The following is a 16,046-nucleotide window of genomic DNA, read 5'->3' on the forward strand; positions in this document are numbered from 1 at the left end:
GCAAGGGTGCGGCACTTGGCTCCCCTCCCGGTGCGTCCGGAGCGGGGAACGGGCGCGGCGTACGGCCCGGGTCCCGTTCAGTCAAGCCTGTATTCGGCGATCTCCGTGGGCAGGATCCGGCGGAAGTTGTCGTCGGCCACCATGGTCAGCCGGATCGAGCCCGCGCTGTCGCGCCAGACGGCGAGCCCCTCGAGGTTTCCGTGCCGCCCGCGCTGCGTGCGCAGCACCTCCTCGGCCTCTCCTGTCCGGACGTCGATTCTCGTGACGAGGCTGCGGACCGCGATCCCGTCGAAGTCGCGCTGCAGCAGGTAGAGCTTTCCGTCGGGCCCGAAGTCGGCGCCGACCATGCGGAACGCCTCGGTCGCGCCGAGCCGCATCCGGAGCCGCCAGCCATTCCTGTCGAACCGGTAGAGCGGGAAGTACCCGTCCCGCGGCTCCTCCGGCAGGGTCCAGAGCGCACCGGCCGCGTCGACCGCCAGCGCCTCGAGCCCGGCGTTGGAGCGGAACCGCGAGAACTCCCGGGGCGCGGGAAGGTCGCGGGGCCGTCCGGCCCTTGGCTGGAGCCTGACCCGGTTCGCGCCCTCGACAGAGAGGAAGAGCCTCCCGTCGGGGGCGAGGGCCAGCCCCTCGGTATCCCCCGCCGGAGCCAGCGGCGGCGGTCCCTCCAGCTCGCGGCGTTCGGTGGTGACGACCGTGAGGATGCCGCCCTCGCGGCGAAAGCGTCCCCGCAGGAGGGTGCCCCGGTCGGAGAGCGCGATGGCGGAGGTGCCATCTTCCGTCAGCTCCAGCGCCGAGACGCCGCCGGTTTCGGGCCAGATGCCCCGGGCCACGAGAGTGGCCTCGGCGCAGGCCACGGCGGGCCAGAGCGCCAGCGCGCAGAGCAGTCCGCGGATCACGCGATCAGTTCGCGGCGACGTCGTGGCACTGGGCCGGGAGCTGGGCCATCGTGACCGGCCCGCGCGGCGGAGCCGACGGGGCGTCCGGGTCCGGCGGCGGAGGGTTCAGGATCCGGTCGACCCAGCCCTGCGCCTCGTCGCAGCCGTCGCCCGGGGGCGGCGGCGCCTGGTCCTCGCATCCGGTGGCGCCGGGCGGGCAGGAGAGGCGGACGTGGAAGTGGTAGTGATGCCCCCACCAGGGGCGGATCTTGCGCAGCCAGTCGCGGTTGCCGGTCTCGTTCGCGCACATCCAGGTCTTGGCGCCCGGGAAGACGAAGATCCGCGCGACCCTCGGGTCGGAGGCGGCGGCCCGGAGCAGCGCCATGTGCTGCGGGGTCCAGTTGTCGTTGACGTAGGCGCCCTCGGCCCGGCGCATGGAGATCGAGGAGATCGACTCCCGCGCCTGCGGCGGCAGGTCCAGGCGCTCGGGCGCGCGCATCCAGATGTCGGCGTCGAGGCCGGTCTGGTGGCTCGCGTGACCCGAGAGCATCGGCCCCCCGCGCGGCTGGCTCATGTCGCCGACGTAGAGCCCGTTCCAGCCGGGCAGTGTGGCGGCGAAGCGGGAAAGGTCCTGCACGAAGTCCACGGTGACGGGCTGTGCCCAGTTGCGGTTGCGGCTGAGCCGCATCGCCTGCCAGGTGGGCCCGGTCTCGGGGAGCTGCACCGCGCCGGCCTGGCAGCCGCGCGAATATCCGCCGAAGCTCTCAGACGACTGCACCGAGGCGGTCGAAAGGTAGCCGAAGACCTCCTTGGCGACGCGTCCGTCGGAGGGATCCATCGCCGCCGCGGTGGCCGGCGGCGCACCCGGATTGGCGTTCTGCGCCGAGACGGTGGAGGTGGTCGTGCCGGTCTGACAGGCACTTAGGCCCAGGATCAGGCCGAAGAGGGCGAGGGTTCGGACCATGCTGCTCGGTCTCCGTTCTTGTTGACGAAGAGTAGCAGACAAAGACCCATCGCGAAAAGGAGAATGACGGGCGCGATACCGAGGCGGGGCGACTGGGTGATCGCCGTGAAGGTCCCGATCATCGCGGGCGCGAGGAAGGACGTGGCCTTGCCCGAGAGGGCGAAGAGCCCGAAGGCCTCGGTCGGGCGGTCGGGATGGGTATGCCGCACCATCATCGACCGGGAGGCCGCGTAGATCGCGCCGCCCGCCCCGCCGATCGCCGCGCCGCAGACGTAGAAGGTCACGTCCGGCACAGCCGATCCCGGCGCCAGCGGGATGCCCAGCAGGAACTCCCGGGTCATGCCGACGATCACGGTGCAGACGCCCGTCAGGATCAGGATGCAGGTGATGATCACCGGCCGGGGGCCGAAGCGCGCGTCGAAGAGCCCGCCGACGTAGGTGGCGATCCCCGCCGTGATGGCGCCGACGATGCCGAAGACGGCGATCTGCGTGAGCGACCAGTCGAGCACGAGAACGGCGTAGACCCCGCCGAAGCCGTAGAGCGCGTTGAGCGCGTCGCGGTAGAACATGGAGCTCAGCAGAAAGCCCTTGAGGCTGTCGCGGTGAGCGATGCCCCGGATGCTGGTCCAGAGGTCGGAGAGCGCCTCCCGCACGCCGCCCTGCTTCACTGCGGGGGCCGGTTCGCGAACCCAGGCGAAATAGGGGATCATGAAGATGACGAACCAGGCGGCGATGAAGGGCCCGACGATACGGGTGCCTTCGCGTGCCTCGGGGTCGAGCCCGAAGGCAGGCGGCGTGCCGAGCAGCGTTGTGCCCGCCTCTTCGTTCGCCTCGAAGAAGAAGACCAGCATGATCGCGAGCGAGGCGACCCCGCCCCAGTAGCCAAGGCTGGCGCCGGTGCCCGAGATCTTGCCGATGGCGGACTCCGCGCCGAGCGAGGGGAGCTGGGCGTTGACGAAGATCAGCGCGAACTCGGCGGCGACGAAGGCCAGCGCGAAGGACCACAGGCAGAACCAGAGCGCCGAGCCGTCCGGCACCATGAACCAGAGCGCCGCCGTGGTGGCCACGTAGATCGCCGAGAAGAGCAGGATCCAGGGCATCCGCCGTCCGGTGCTGTCGGCATAGGCGCCGAGGACCGGCCCCGCGGAGGCGATGAAGAGCCCGGCCACAGTCTGCGCCAGGGCCCAGACGGACTGCGCGCGGGCGTCGGCCGCCTCGGGGCTCAGTCCTTCACCGGCGAAGACCTCGGTCGCGACGGAGGCGAAGTAGGGCCCGAAGATGAAGGTGAGGCCCAGCGTGTAGAAGGGCTGGGCAGCCCAGTCGAAGGCCATCCAGCCCCAGATGCGTCTGCGCTCGCCCGTCATGCCGCTCTCCCTCGGCGGGGATCAAAGGGCAAAGCGCGCCCGGCGGCAAGCGTGTCAGGCCGAGGGGGCGCCCGCCGTCTCCTGCATCGGCGGCCAGGGGCGCTGCGCCTCCGCCTCGATCCAGGCCTCGATCCATGGGGCGGGCCGCATCGCCGGGCCCTCGTGGCCCATGGCGGCCATGACCTCGTTCGGATCGACGATGCCCGACTTGCCGACGAAGGCCGAGCGGATGAGGACATGGCTCGCGCAGTCGCCGTTGGTCTTCCACATGCTCTGTTCCATGTAGAAGAAGCGCTCGTCCCACCCGGCGACGCGGCTGCGCATGGTGATCCGGTCGAAGGCGCGGACCCTGCGACGGTAGCGCGTGGTCGAGCCCGCGACCGTCAGGCCCCAGCCGTTCTTCTTGAGCACGCCGATCATCCCGGCCCGCCGCGCCATGGGCAGCCGCCCGAGATCGTAGAGCGTGAGGGTCCGGCCGTTGTTCAGCTCCCACCAGATGTCGAGGTCCCAGGGCCAGCAGATGTGGCTGCTGACGTGCTCGTCCGTCAGGCTGATCGCCGGGGATTTGCGGTGCGAGAAGAACTGCCACCAGAGGCGCGGGATCGGGTACATGGGCGGACTCCTTTGGCCTCTCGGGTGGTCCCACCTGACGCAGGCGTCAACCCTGACGTGGTGTCGGGGGATTGCCCGTTGGTGTGCAAGTGCTTAGGTGGCCTCGGAACGGACGAGACCTGAAGGGACGGGACATGCAATCTCTCTACGAAATCCTGATGCTGCTGCTCGGCGTCGTCCGCTTCTTCATCATCGTGCATTTCATCATGTCCTGGCTGATTTCCTTCCAGGTCCTGAACGTCCGCCAGCAGCTCGTCGGCCAGATCTGGTACGGCCTCAACCGCCTGCTCGAGCCGATCTACGGCCCCATCCGGCGCGTCCTGCCCGACATGGGCGGGCTCGACCTCTCGCCCCTGGTGGCGCTTCTCGGGGTCTACGCGCTCGAGATCATCCTCAGGAACAACGTCGCGCTCTTCCTCTGAGTGCAGGAGAGGGCGCGGCATTCGGCCCGCCGCGCCCGGCCGGTCTTGCCCGGCCCCGCGGCCTATGGGAGTCTGCGATTAACGAGCAGAACACCCAGACCTGACAGGCTGCCCCCCATGAGTGCCGCGACGCTTCTCCGCGATGTCTTCGGATTCGACGCCTTCCGTCCCGGGCAGGCCGAGATCGTGGAGGCGGTAGCAGAGGGCCGCAATACGCTCGCGATCATGCCGACGGGCGGGGGCAAGTCTCTCTGCTACCAGTTGCCCGCACTGATGCGCGAGGGCGTGACGGTGGTGATCTCACCGCTCATCGCGCTCATGCGGGACCAGGTTCGCGGGCTGCGCGAGGCCGGGGTCGAGGCCGGCGCGCTGACCTCGGGCGATACCGACGAAGAGCGCGACGCGGTCTGGCAGTCGCTGGAGGACGGGCGGCTCAAGCTCCTCTACATGGCGCCCGAACGACTGGCCTCGGGCGCGGCCCAGCACATGCTGCGCCGGATCGGCGTGAGCCTGATCGCCGTGGACGAGGCGCATTGCGTCAGCCAGTGGGGCCACGACTTCCGCCCCGACTACCTGCGCATCGGTGACCTTCGGCGAGAGCTGGGCGTGCCGCTCGCCGCCTTCACCGCGACCGCGGATGCCGAGACCCGCGACGAGATCGTGGCCAAGCTCTTTGCCGGCGAGACGCCCGAGATGTTCCTGCGCGGCTTCGACCGGCCGAACATCCATCTCGCCTTCGCGGTGAAGGATCAGCCGCGTCGGCAGATCCTGGCCTTTGCCGCCGCCCGGAAGGGGCAGTCCGGCATCGTCTACTGCGGCACCCGGGCCAAGACCGAGAGCCTCGCCGGCGCGCTCCGCGAAGCCGGGCACGCCGCCTGTCATTACCACGGCGGGATGGAGGCCGATGACCGGCGCGAGGTCGAGCGCCGCTTCCAGCAGGAGGACGGGCTGATCGTCGTGGCGACGGTGGCCTTCGGCATGGGCATCGACAAGCCCGACATCCGCTGGGTCGCCCACGCCGACCTGCCCAAGTCGATCGAGGCCTACTACCAGGAGATCGGCCGCGCGGGCCGGGACGGGGCGGCGGCGGAGACGCTGACGCTCTTCGGACCCGAGGACATCCGCTACCGCCGCCAGCAGATCGACGAGGGTCTCGCCCCGCCCGAGCGCAAGCAGGCCGACCATGGGCGACTCAACGCCCTGCTGGGTCTTGCGGAGGCGCTGGAATGCCGGCGGACGACGCTGCTGTCCTACTTCGGCGAGAGCGTGGAAACCTGCGGCGGCTGCGATCTCTGCGACAGCCCGCCCGAGGTCTTCGACGCGACGACGCCGGTGCGGATGGCGCTCTCGGCGGCGCTACGGACAGGCGAAAATTTCGGCGCGGGCCATCTCATCGACATTGTCATGGGCAACGAGACCGAGAAGGTCCGGCAGCGCGGACACGACAGCCTGCCGACCTTCGGTGTCGGCACGGAGTATTCGAAGGGCGAATGGCAGGCCGTCTTCCGGCAGATGATGGGGCTCGACCTCATGCGCCCGGACCCCGAGCGGCACGGGGCCCTCAGGATGACCGAGAAGGCCCGGCCCATCCTGCGGGGAGAGCAGGAGGTCCGGCTGCGCCGCGACACCATCCGCGTCGCCAAGGCGGAGCGGCAGGTGAAGACGCTGGTCTCGGACGAGGACGCGCCGCTGCTCTCCGCGCTCAAGGCCAAGCGGCGGGCCCTGGCCGAGGCGCAGGGCGTGCCGGCCTACATCATCTTCAACGACCGTTCTCTGATCGAGATGGCCGAGACCCGGCCCGGCAGCCTCGACGAGATGGCGCGGATCGGGGGAGTCGGCGCGAAGAAGCTCGACAGCTACGGCCGCGCCTTCCTGGAGGTGATCGCGGGCGAGGCGGAGCAGATGCACCCGGCGCGCGCCCGGCTCGCCGGCCGGCGCGAGGGGACGCTCTACGACCGCCTGCTCGCGGTGCAGGCCGATCTCGCACGGGGCGAGGACGGGACGGAGAAGCCGCTCTCCTGCTCGGCCAAGGTCCTCGCCCGGGTCGCGCAGTCGAAGCCGCGGGACGAGGCCGCGCTCGAACGGCTGCTGGGACAGCGGCACGCGGAACGCTTCGGCCCGGCGTTCCTTGAGGTCCTGAGCGCTGCGGAGTGACCGGCGCCTCCCCATCGCTGTGATATGGGAACAGGCATGGACGAGCGGACGATCGAGAGGCTGCGCCGGGTGCTGGCCGGCCGCGCGGCCGGAGAGTTCCACTTTCCCGAGGTCTACGGACCGGAGTGGGAGCGCCTGCCCATCGGCGAGAAGGTGAAGCTCGGGCACCGCTTCCTGGACCTCGTCCGGGAGGGCACCTTCCGAGGGGTTTCCGACACGGGCCGCAAGGCCGGCGGCGGACGGGTCTACCGCAAGGCCGGGACGCGTTGACGCCATGGCCCCGAGCCGTAGGTATGCGGGACTGCCGTAAAGAGGGGAACCATGCTCGTCGTCATTTCGCCCGCCAAGTCCTTGAATGAAGAGCCCGTCGGCCTGCGCTCCACCAAGCCGCGGTTCGGCGACGAGGCGCTGCGGCTCGCCAAGCGGGCGCGCAACATGACGCTCAAGGAGCTCAAGTCGCTGATGTCGATCTCCGACGACCTCGCGAAGCTCAACCGCGACCGGTTCCGCGACTTCAAGGCCGAGCCCAGGGAGGGCGATGTGAAGCCGGCCGCCCTGATCTTCGCCGGCGACACCTACCAGGGGCTCGACGCAGGCAGCCTCGACGACGCGGGCATGGACTGGGCGCAGGACCACCTGCGGATCCTTTCCGGCCTCTACGGCCTGCTGCGCCCGAGGGACGGCATCCAGCCCTACCGGCTGGAGATGGGCTCGAGGCTCAAGACGCGGCGTGGCAAGGACCTCTATGCCTTCTGGGGTGACGAGATCGCCGAGGCGCTGAACACCCAGGCCGAGGCGCTCGGCTCCGACCTCCTGCTCAACTGCGCGAGCCAGGAATACTTCGGCGCCGCGGACCGCCCGGCGCTGAAGCTCCGGGTCGTGACGCCGCAGTTCCTGGAAGAGAAGGACGGCAAGCGTCAGACCGTGAGTTTCTACGCCAAGCGGGCGCGTGGGGCGATGGCGCGCTTCGTGATCGACCAGCGCGTGACCACCGAGGCGGGGCTCCGCGATTTCGACAGCGGCGGCTACCGCTACGATGGCGAGGCCAGCACGCCGGAGGCGCCGGTCTTCGTGCGGGACTATCCCTCGGCCTGAGCGATCCAGCGGCCTGCGCCTGCGGCGCAGTCATGATCTGCACGGCGCCGCCTGCGGCGGCCCCGTGCCGCCGGGGCGCTGCCCCGGACCCCGGGATATTTCCGCCCAGAAGATGAACGGGGGCGAAGCGCGGAGGGCGGGAATCGTTGCCAGCTCGTGGCGGCTCGTGGGATGATCGCCCAGTTGCTTGACGGGGGTGCCCGCGATGATCCGCAGTCTGGTCTTCTGTTTCGCCGCGATCCTTCCGCTCGCCGCAGCCGCGCAGGAGGCCATCCCGGACAAGCGGGTGGTGGTCTCCCGCAACCTGGACTTCTACGGCTCCGACCTCGCCAATATCTTCGACACGACGTTGGACGCCTGCCAGGCGGCCTGCCTCTCCGACGACCAGTGCGTGGCCTTCACCTACAACCAGCGCAGCGGATCGTGCTTTCCCAAGAGCGCGGTGACCGAGGTGCAGGGCTACGACGGGGCGGTGTCGGCGCGGATCTATCCCACCGACCCGGGCGTGCTCGCCGCGGCGGAGGCGAAGGTGCCGCGGCTCGACTTCCTGTGGCCCGCCGACCTCGAGCGGGCCCACGACCTTGCGCAGACCCTGGGGCGGCTGCATTCGACCGACGAGAACGGCCCGCAGGGGCTCCTCGCCGTGGCCTCCGAGCTGCGGCAGCGCGGCGATACGCTGGGCGCCCTCATGTTCACCGGTGCGGCGCTGGCGGTGCTCGACAGCGCCGAGCTCTGGACCGACTACGCCGAGCTGGCGCTTGGCGCGCAGGTGGAGAACGGGGCCGAGCGGCAGCGCATCCGGGATCGTGCGCTGCCCGCGGCGGTCAACGCCTACCTGCGGGCGCGCTCCGGCGCGCAGGAGCACACGGCGCTCGCCGTTCTGGCGGGGGCGCTGGAGGAGGACGGGCGCGGGCGGCAGATGATCGACGCCCTCAGGCTCGCCCAGGAGGCGCAGTTCCGCCGCGACACGGAGACCCGCCTGAACGAGGCCATCGGGCGCTACGGCTTCCGGGTGGTCGGTACCTCTGTCGAGAGCGACAGCGCGCGGCCGCGGATCTGCGCGGAGTTCTCGGAGGACCTGGCGGAGGCGGGTGTCGACTACGCGCCCTACGTCCAGCTGCCCGAGACGACGCTGACGGTCGAGGCACAGGGACAGCAGCTTTGCGTCGACGGGGTGGAGCACGGCGCCCGCTACCGGCTCGTCCTGCGGGAGGGGCTCCCGGCGGAGAGCGGCGAGAGCCTGATCCGGCCTGTGGAGCTGACGCTCTACGTCCGCGACCGCGCGCCCGGGGTGCGCTTCGCGGGCCGCGGCTACGTTTTGCCCCGGACCGGCGACGCGGCTCTGCCGGTTGAGACCGTGAACACCGGGGAGGTCGACCTGGAGCTGCACCGCGTGTCGGACCGCAACCTCGTGCGGACCATGCAGGAGGACCTCTTCGCCAGCCCGCTCTACGCCTACGAGGAAGGCTACTTCGAGGACCAGATCGGTGTACCGGTCTGGGAGGGCACCGCCGAGGTGCGGACGGAGGTCAACCGCGACATCACCACCCGCCTGCCGTTGGCCGAGGCCATCGAGGGGCAGGAGGCGGGCGTCTACGTGCTGCGGGCGCGGGTGCCGGGGAGCGATCCGAACGAGAGCCCGGCAGCGACGCAGTGGTTCGTGCTGACCGACCTCGGGCTCACGACCATGCAGGGCGCGGACGGGCTGACCGTGGTCGTGCGGCACCTGGGCGACGCCTCCGCCGCGGCGGGGATAGAGGTGCGGCTGGTGAACCGCGCGAACAGCGTTCTGGGCACCGTCGAGACCGACGCCGGGGGTATCGCGCGCTTCGAGCCGGGTCTCACACGCGGGACCGGTCCACAGGCGCCGGCACTGGTACTGGCCGAGGCCGAGGGGGACATGTCGTTCCTCTCCCTGACCGGGCCCGCCTTCGATCTGTCCGACCGCGGGGTGGAGGGGCGCGAACCCGCGCCGCCGGTGGACGTCTTCCTCGCGACGGATCGCGGGGCCTACCGGGCGGGCGAGACCATCCACGTCACCGGGCTGATGCGCGACGACGGGGCCCGGGCGGTCGAGGACGTGCCGCTGACGGCGGTGCTGACGCGGCCCGACGGGGTGGAGTACCTGCGCGAGGTGTCTCGTAGCGGCGCGGCGGGCGGGCATGTCTTCGCGCTGGAGGTGGGCCCGAGCGCGCCGCGCGGGGTCTGGTCCGTGGCGCTGCACGCGGATGCCGAGGCGCCGCCGCTCGCCAGCGAGCCGGTACTGGTCGAGGACTTCCTTCCGGAGCGGATCGATGTCGCGCTCGACCTGCCCGAGGAGGTGCGGCAGGGCGACCGGCCGCCCCTGGAGGTGCAGGCGGACTACCTCTTCGGCGCGCCGGCGGCGGGGCTGGAGGTCGAAGGCGAGGTTCTGCTCTCGGCGGCGGAGGGGCTGGCGGACTTTCCGGGGTTTGTTTTCGGTCTTCACGATGCGCCCTTCGATGCCGTGGCCGAGAGCATCGGCGAGGGCTGGACGACGGGAGAGGACGGCTCGGTCGTGATCGACCTGTCGATCCCGCAGGCTGAGGTGGGCGGGCGTCCCTTGGATCTGCGGGCGACCCTCCGGGTGCAGGAGCTCTCGGGCCGGCCGGTGGAGAGGGAGGCCGAGGCGCGCGTGCTGCCGGACGGCGAGTTGATCGGCATCCGGCCGGAGTTCGACGGCGTCCTCGGCGAAGGGCAGGAGGCGGCGTTCAGTCTCATCGGCCTCGACAGTTCGCTGGAGCCCGCGGAGATGGAGGTGACCTGGACGCTCAACCGCATCGAGACGCGTTACCAATGGTACAACGTCGAGGGGCGCTGGAACTGGGAGCCCATCACGTCGCGCGAGCGCATCGCGACGGGTGAGGCGGTGCTCGGCAACGGTCCGGTGAGCGTTTCGGCGCCGGTCGAGTGGGGCCAGTACGAACTGATCGTGGAGCGGACTGGAGGCGAATACCTGGCCTCCTCCGTCGATTTCTACGCCGGATGGTACGCCCCGGCGGACGCCTCCTCGACGCCGGACCTGCTGGAGACCTCCCTGGACGCGCCGCGCTATTCCGTCGGTGAGACCGCGACCCTTCGGATCGTGCCGCGCTACGCCGGGACCGCGCTGGTTTCGGTCCTGTCGAACCGGGTGATCTCCCTTCAAGCGGTCGAGGTCGAGGCCGGCGAGAACCGCATCTCGATCCCGGTGACCGAAGACTGGGGCACGGGCGCCTATGTCACCGCCTCGGTCCTGCGACCGATGGATGTGGAGCAGGACCGGAATCCGGCGCGCGCGCTCGGGCTCGCCCATGCCTCGGTCGATCCGGGCGACAAGGCGCTGGGCGTGAGCATCGAGGCACCAAACACCGCCAATCCGCGCGCGCCTCTTGACGTGAGTGTCGCGGTCGACGGCGTGGCGGCCGGAGAGGAGGCGTATGTGACGCTCGCCGCCGTGGACGTCGGCATCCTGAACCTCACCGGCTTCGAGAGCCCCGACCCATCGGACCACTACTTCGGCCAGCGCAAGCTCGGGATCGAGCTGCGCGACGTCTATGGCCGGCTGCTGGACGGGATGACGGGGGTGATGGGCGAGGTCCGGTCCGGCGGGGACGCGGGCGCGATCCAGTCGACCCGGTCGCCGCCGCCGACGGATGAGCTGCTGGCCTACTTCGAAGGGCCGGTGACGGTAGCGGAGGACGGGCGCGCGACGGTCTCCTTCGACCTCCCGGCGTTCAACGGGACGGTGCGGCTGATGGCGGTCGCCTGGTCGCCCTCCGGTGTGGGCGAGGCGGAGGCCGAGGTGCTGGTGCGCGACCCGGTCGTGGTCAACGCGACGGTACCGCGCTTCCTCGCGCCAGGTGACCGGAGCCGGATGCTCATCGAGGTGACCCATGCCTCGGGGCCGACCGGCCTCGTCACGCTCGACGTGGAGTCCGAGGGTCTCGAGGTCCCGATGCCCGCGACGCTCTTCGGCGGCGATGTGGCCGAAGGTGGCGCTTTCACCCGGTCCCTCCCGATCACGGCCGGAGACGAGGCAGGGACATACGAGATCGCGCTGACGGCGACGACGCCGGACGGGACGGAACTCGTGCAGGAGCTGACGCTGCCGGTCGTCGTGAACGATCCCGAGATCTCGCGCACCTCGCGCTTCACGCTGGCCCGGGGCGACGTATTCACCTTCGACGACCAGGTCTTCGCGGGCTTCCGGCCCGGGACCGGGACGGCGACGCTGTCGGTCGGGCCGCTCGCGCGGTTCGACGCACCGGGCCTGCTCGCCATGCTCGACCGGTATCCCTACGGCTGCACCGAGCAGATCGCCTCGCAGGCCCTGCCGCTGCTCTACTTCGGCGCGGTCGCCGAGGCGATGGACCTCGGGACGGGCGAGGGCATCGACGCCCGCATAGACGAGGCGATCACGGCGATCCTCGGACGGCAGGACCGCAACGGGGCCTTCGGGCTCTGGGGGCCCTACGCGGGTGATCTCTGGCTCGACGCCTACGTGACCGACTTTCTCTCCAAGGCCCGGGCCCGGGGGCACGAGGTGTCCGATGTCGCCTTCTCGATGGCGATCGACAACCTGCGGAACCGGGTGAACTACTATCCCGACTTCGATGCCGGAGGGACCGACCTCGCCTATGCCCTTCTCGTCCTCGCCCGCGAGGGAGCGGCGGCCATCGGCGACCTGCGCTACTACGCGGACGAGAAGGCCGTGGACTTCGGCACGCCAATGGCGCTCGCCCAGCTCGGCGCGGCGCTGGCGCAGTACGGCGAGCAGAGGCGGGCCGACGAGATGTTCGCCCGCGCGGCCTCGATGATGACGCTCCGCCTCGACCGCGAGGAGCCGGCCCTATGGCGCACGGACTTCGGCACGGATCGGCGCGACGCCGCGGCGGTCCTGACCCTCGCCGTGGAGGCGGGCAGCAACGCGGTGGACCGAGACCTGCTGGCAGAGGCTATTGCCCGGCCCGGCCGCGCCTCCACCCAGGAGGCCGCCTGGCAGCTCATGGCAGCCGATGCGCTGATCGACGATCTCCGCGACACCGGCGTGCTCGTGAACGGCGAGGAGCCCGAAGGACCGCTCGTCCACCTGCGCGAGGACGAGGCGGACGCGGAACCGGTGATTTTCGAGAACCGAGGCGCGGACACCGAGCTCACCCTGCACAGCTTCGGTGTGCCGGAGGAGCCGCTGACCGCCGGCGGGAACGGCTACGCGATCCGACGCAGCTACTACACGATGGACGGCGAGGCAGCGCAGCCCTCCGGCCTGCGGACCGGCACCCGGCTCGTGACGGTGCTGGAGGTCACGCCCTTCGGCGAGCGGGAAGGGCGACTCATGGTAAGCGATCCGCTTCCGGCGGGCTTCGAGATCGACAACCCGAACCTGATCCGCGGGGGCGATATCTCTGCGCTTGCCTGGCTGGAGACCGCCGAGACCGAGGCGGCGGAGTTCCGATCCGACCGGTTCCTCGGCGCGGTGAACCACCGGTCCGGTGAGCCCTTCCGCCTGGCCTACGTCGTGCGCGCCGTCAGCCCGGGCGAGTTCCACCACCCGGCGGCGAGCGTCGAGGACATGTACCGGCCCGACATGCGCGCGAATACCGACGCGGGCCGGGTGATCGTCGTCGAATGAGCCGACGCCCGGCCTACTGGCTCTGGGCGCTGGTCGTCGTCCTCGGTCTTCTCGCGGCGGGACGCGACGCCTTCGACCGCTGGGTCGAGGCGACGGAACTTCCGCCGCTCGTCGCCGAGACTTCCGTCGAGGTCATCGACCGGGACGGCGTGCTGCTGCGTCCTTTCCTCGTCGCCGACGGGCGCTGGCGGCTGGCGGTGGCCTACGACGGCGTCGATCCGCGCTACGTCGACATGCTCGTGCGCTACGAGGACAAGCGCTTCTGGGACCACGGCGGGGTCGATCTCGTCGCCATGACCCGGGCGGTGGCGCAGGCGCTCCGGTCGGGCCGGATCGTTTCCGGCGGCTCGACGCTGACGATGCAGGTGGCGCGGATCCTCGAGGACGGGCCCACGGGACAGCTCGAGGGCAAGCTGCGCCAGATCCGCGTGGCTCTGGCGCTGGAGCGGCGGCTGTCGAAACGCGAGATCCTCACGCTCTACCTCAATCGCGCGCCATTCGGCGGGAACCTCGAAGGCGTCCGTGCCGCCTCCATCGCCTACTTCCGCAAGCCGCCCGCCCGGCTGACCCCGGCGCAGGCGGCGCTGCTCGTCGCCCTGCCGCAGTCGCCGGAGGCGCGCCGTCCCGACCGCGACCCCGAGGCGGCGCGGGCTGCACGGGACCGGGTCCTGCGGCGAATGGTGCGCGACGGGGTCCTGACCGGGGCCACGACGGAGGCCGCGCTGACGGAGGCCTCTCCTCGCCGACGCCACGACTTTCCGGCCCTTGCCGCGCACCTCGCAGAGCGAATTGCACAGGAAGACCCGGTGGCGGGCACGCACCAGCTGACAATCGACGCCGGGCTGCAGGCCTCGCTGGAGGAACTGGCGGCGGACGCTGTGCGTGGATCGGGCGACAGGATGCAGGTCGCGATGATCGTGGCCGATCACCGCAGCGGCGAGGTCCTGGCGCAGGTCGGATCGGCCGCCTACCGCGCGGACGGGCGGCAGGGATTCGTGGACATGACCCAGGCCCTGCGGTCGCCGGGCTCCACGCTGAAGCCGCTGATCTACGGGCTGGCCTTCGACCAGGGGCTCGCGCACCCCGAGACGCTCATCGCCGACCGTCCCGTGAGCTTCGACGGCTACGCGCCGCAGAACTTCGACGGGATCTTCCGCGGCGAGCTGACGGTCCGGCGCGCGCTTCAGCTGTCGCTCAACGTTCCCGTCGTTCAGGTGCTGGAGGCCCTCGGGCCACAGCATCTCCTGACCGCGCTGCGCCGGGCCGGAGCCGAGCCCGATCTCCCCGGCGGCAAGCCGGGGCTCGCGGTGGCGCTGGGCGGGATCGGCGTCACGCTGGAGGACCTCACGCGCGCCTTCGCCGCGCTCGCCCGCGGCGGAGAGGCCGTGGATCTGCGGGTGCGGCCCAATCCGACCGAGGGCTTCCTGCCCCGGCGGATGATGAACAGGGCGGCCGCCTGGCAGATCGCCGACATCCTGCGTGATGCGCCGCGTCCGTCCGGCGTGCTGGGCGAGGGGATCGCCTACAAGACCGGGACGTCCTACGGCTACCGGGACGCCTGGGCGCTCGGCTTCGACGGGGCGCATGTGGTCGGTGTCTGGATGGGCCGGGCGGACGGCACGCCGGTACCCGGCATCTACGGCGGCGGGCTCGCTGCGCCGGTCATGTTCTCGGCCTTTGAGCGGATCGGCGAGATCGAGCCACTACCGCCCCCGCCTCCGGAAACGCTGCTGGTTTCCAACGCGCGCCTGCCCCAGGCGCTGCAGCGCTTCCGCCCGCCGGGCGAGGTCGTGGCGCCCGAGGGTCCGCAGATCGCCTTTCCGCCGGAGGGAGCCATCGTCGAGGGCGAGATGCTCGTGGTGAAGGTCCGGGACGGAGAGGCGCCCTTCACGGTGCTGGCGAACGGCAGGCCTGTCGCCCGGGCGCAGCGGCGCGAGATCCCTGTGGGGGAGATCGGTCGGGGGTTCTCGCGGCTGACGGTGATCGACGCGGAGGGACGTGCGGCGCGGGTCTCGGTCGAGATGCGCTGACCGGTCAGTCGACCGCGCGGATCAGCTTGCGCTCCAGCACGCGCAGCACCTGCTTCAGGTCGTTGCCCCGCTTCAGGATCCGTCCGTCCATGCCGATGACCGAATACTGGCCCTGCTTGAGCCGCAGCCGGGGCCGCTTCTCGATCCGGTAGAGCGGCTGTTCGGCGGTGCGCCGGAAGACCGAGAAAATGGCGACGTCCCGCAGCGCCGAGATGCCGTAGTCGCGCCACTCGCCGGCGGCGACCATCCTGCCGTAGACGGCGAGGATCACGGACAGTTCGGTGCGGTGGAAACTGACCCGTTCCTCGCCGCGTGGCGTCGGAAACGGGACGGGAGGCTGAAGGGTCATGGTGAAAGAGTTGCGTCTTTGCCGCGGCAAATCAAGAGAGGGCGCGGCGTCCTGCCCGCGAATGACCGCCGGTCCGCCTCACCTTCGCCATTCCCCTGCGTCACATAGAAGGCCTGAACGGAGGCCCGGGGCGCCGCGTCATTGCCCCCACCCAGCCGGTGCTTCGGGTCTTCGTTCAGTTTCCAAGGCATGGTGACGCACCGCTCGCGGCGGGCCGATGTGCCCCGACGCGAGCGGTTCTTTCGCGCGCGCCGGCGGCCCTAGCCGCAGAAGGCGCGGACGAGGTTGCCCTCGGCATCGACTTCCAGATTCAGGCGCTCGGGCACGAAATCCATCGTGCGCGCGTCGTTCGGTCCGAGGGTGCGGACCGGGCCCGTGGCCGTGATCTCGAGCTCGCCCACGTTGCGGCCGATGTCGTCCGAGAGCTGGTCGGCGTTGCAGGTGTCCTCCTGTGGAGCAGTCTCGACCGGCGTACCGGGAGCTGTGTCGCAGGCGGCGAGCGTCGCCAGGGCGGCGGCGGGAAGGCTTGCGATGCGAATCATGTGGGAC

At 70.8% G+C, this 16,046-nt stretch carries 12 protein-coding genes; 6 read left to right on the forward strand and 6 right to left on the reverse strand.

What is annotated here, in order from left to right; genetic code table 11:
* Positions 1–77: 77 nt before the first annotated feature.
* The 4 genes from F3S47_RS14515 to F3S47_RS14530 are packed head-to-tail and all read right to left on the reverse strand — an operon-like array spanning position 78 to position 3,815.
* On the reverse strand, positions 78–896 hold the full coding sequence (locus tag F3S47_RS14515; protein ID WP_150445994.1) for an esterase-like activity of phytase family protein: 819 nt from the start codon (positions 894–896) through the stop codon (positions 78–80).
* 4 nt (positions 897–900) lie between these two features.
* Positions 901–1,839: a penicillin-insensitive murein endopeptidase gene (mepA, locus tag F3S47_RS14520; protein ID WP_150445995.1), complete on the reverse strand. Its 939-nt coding sequence runs from the start codon at positions 1,837–1,839 to the stop codon at positions 901–903.
* Positions 1,809–3,203 carry an MFS transporter gene (locus F3S47_RS14525; RefSeq protein WP_150445996.1) on the reverse strand — a complete coding sequence of 465 codons (1,395 nt, stop codon included), beginning with the start codon at positions 3,201–3,203 and terminating at the stop codon, positions 1,809–1,811. Before F3S47_RS14525 ends, mepA begins: the two co-directional genes overlap by 31 nt.
* 54 nt (positions 3,204–3,257) lie before the next feature.
* Positions 3,258–3,815, reverse strand: a complete 558-nt coding sequence (locus tag F3S47_RS14530; protein ID WP_150445997.1) for an acyl-CoA thioesterase — start codon at positions 3,813–3,815, stop codon at positions 3,258–3,260.
* A gap of 134 nt (positions 3,816–3,949) precedes the next feature.
* On the opposite strand from F3S47_RS14530, the gene F3S47_RS14535 reads away from it, so the two are divergent.
* The 6 genes from F3S47_RS14535 (at position 3,950) to pbpC (ending at position 15,148) form a co-directional block, all read left to right on the forward strand.
* Complete coding sequence (locus F3S47_RS14535; RefSeq protein ID WP_150445998.1) at positions 3,950–4,237, forward strand: YggT family protein; 288 nt, start codon at positions 3,950–3,952, stop codon at positions 4,235–4,237.
* A gap of 117 nt (positions 4,238–4,354) precedes the next feature.
* Positions 4,355–6,391, forward strand: a complete 2,037-nt coding sequence (gene recQ / locus F3S47_RS14540; RefSeq protein ID WP_150445999.1) for a DNA helicase RecQ — start codon at positions 4,355–4,357, stop codon at positions 6,389–6,391.
* Positions 6,392–6,427: 36 nt separating this feature from the next.
* Positions 6,428–6,661, forward strand: coding sequence for a DUF1413 domain-containing protein (locus F3S47_RS14545; RefSeq protein ID WP_150446000.1), 234 nt, complete (start codon positions 6,428–6,430; stop codon positions 6,659–6,661).
* 51 nt (positions 6,662–6,712) lie between these two features.
* Entirely contained in the window at positions 6,713–7,486 is a 774-nt protein-coding gene (gene yaaA, locus F3S47_RS14550) for a peroxide stress protein YaaA (RefSeq protein WP_150446001.1), read from the forward strand.
* A 205-nt stretch (positions 7,487–7,691) separates the two neighbouring features.
* Positions 7,692–13,118, forward strand: a complete 5,427-nt coding sequence (locus F3S47_RS14555) for an alpha-2-macroglobulin family protein (protein WP_150446002.1) — start codon at positions 7,692–7,694, stop codon at positions 13,116–13,118.
* Complete coding sequence (gene pbpC / locus F3S47_RS14560; RefSeq protein WP_150446003.1) at positions 13,115–15,148, forward strand: penicillin-binding protein 1C; 2,034 nt, start codon at positions 13,115–13,117, stop codon at positions 15,146–15,148. Before F3S47_RS14555 ends, pbpC begins: the two co-directional genes overlap by 4 nt.
* Positions 15,149–15,152: 4 nt before the next feature.
* On the opposite strand, the gene F3S47_RS14565 is transcribed toward pbpC, so the two are convergent.
* Both F3S47_RS14565 and F3S47_RS14570 read right to left on the reverse strand, forming a co-directional pair.
* A complete protein-coding gene (locus F3S47_RS14565) occupies positions 15,153–15,497 on the reverse strand; it encodes a DUF2794 domain-containing protein (protein WP_150446004.1) in 345 nt (114 codons plus the stop codon).
* 260 nt (positions 15,498–15,757) lie between these two features.
* Positions 15,758–16,039 (reverse strand): I78 family peptidase inhibitor, encoded by a 282-nt coding sequence (locus F3S47_RS14570; RefSeq protein ID WP_191090203.1) that lies wholly within the window; start codon positions 16,037–16,039, stop codon positions 15,758–15,760.
* Positions 16,040–16,046: the final 7 nt, after the last annotated feature.

This window comes from Histidinibacterium aquaticum (genome assembly GCF_008710275.1).
Lineage (GTDB): Bacteria > Pseudomonadota > Alphaproteobacteria > Rhodobacterales > Rhodobacteraceae > Oceanicola > Oceanicola aquaticus.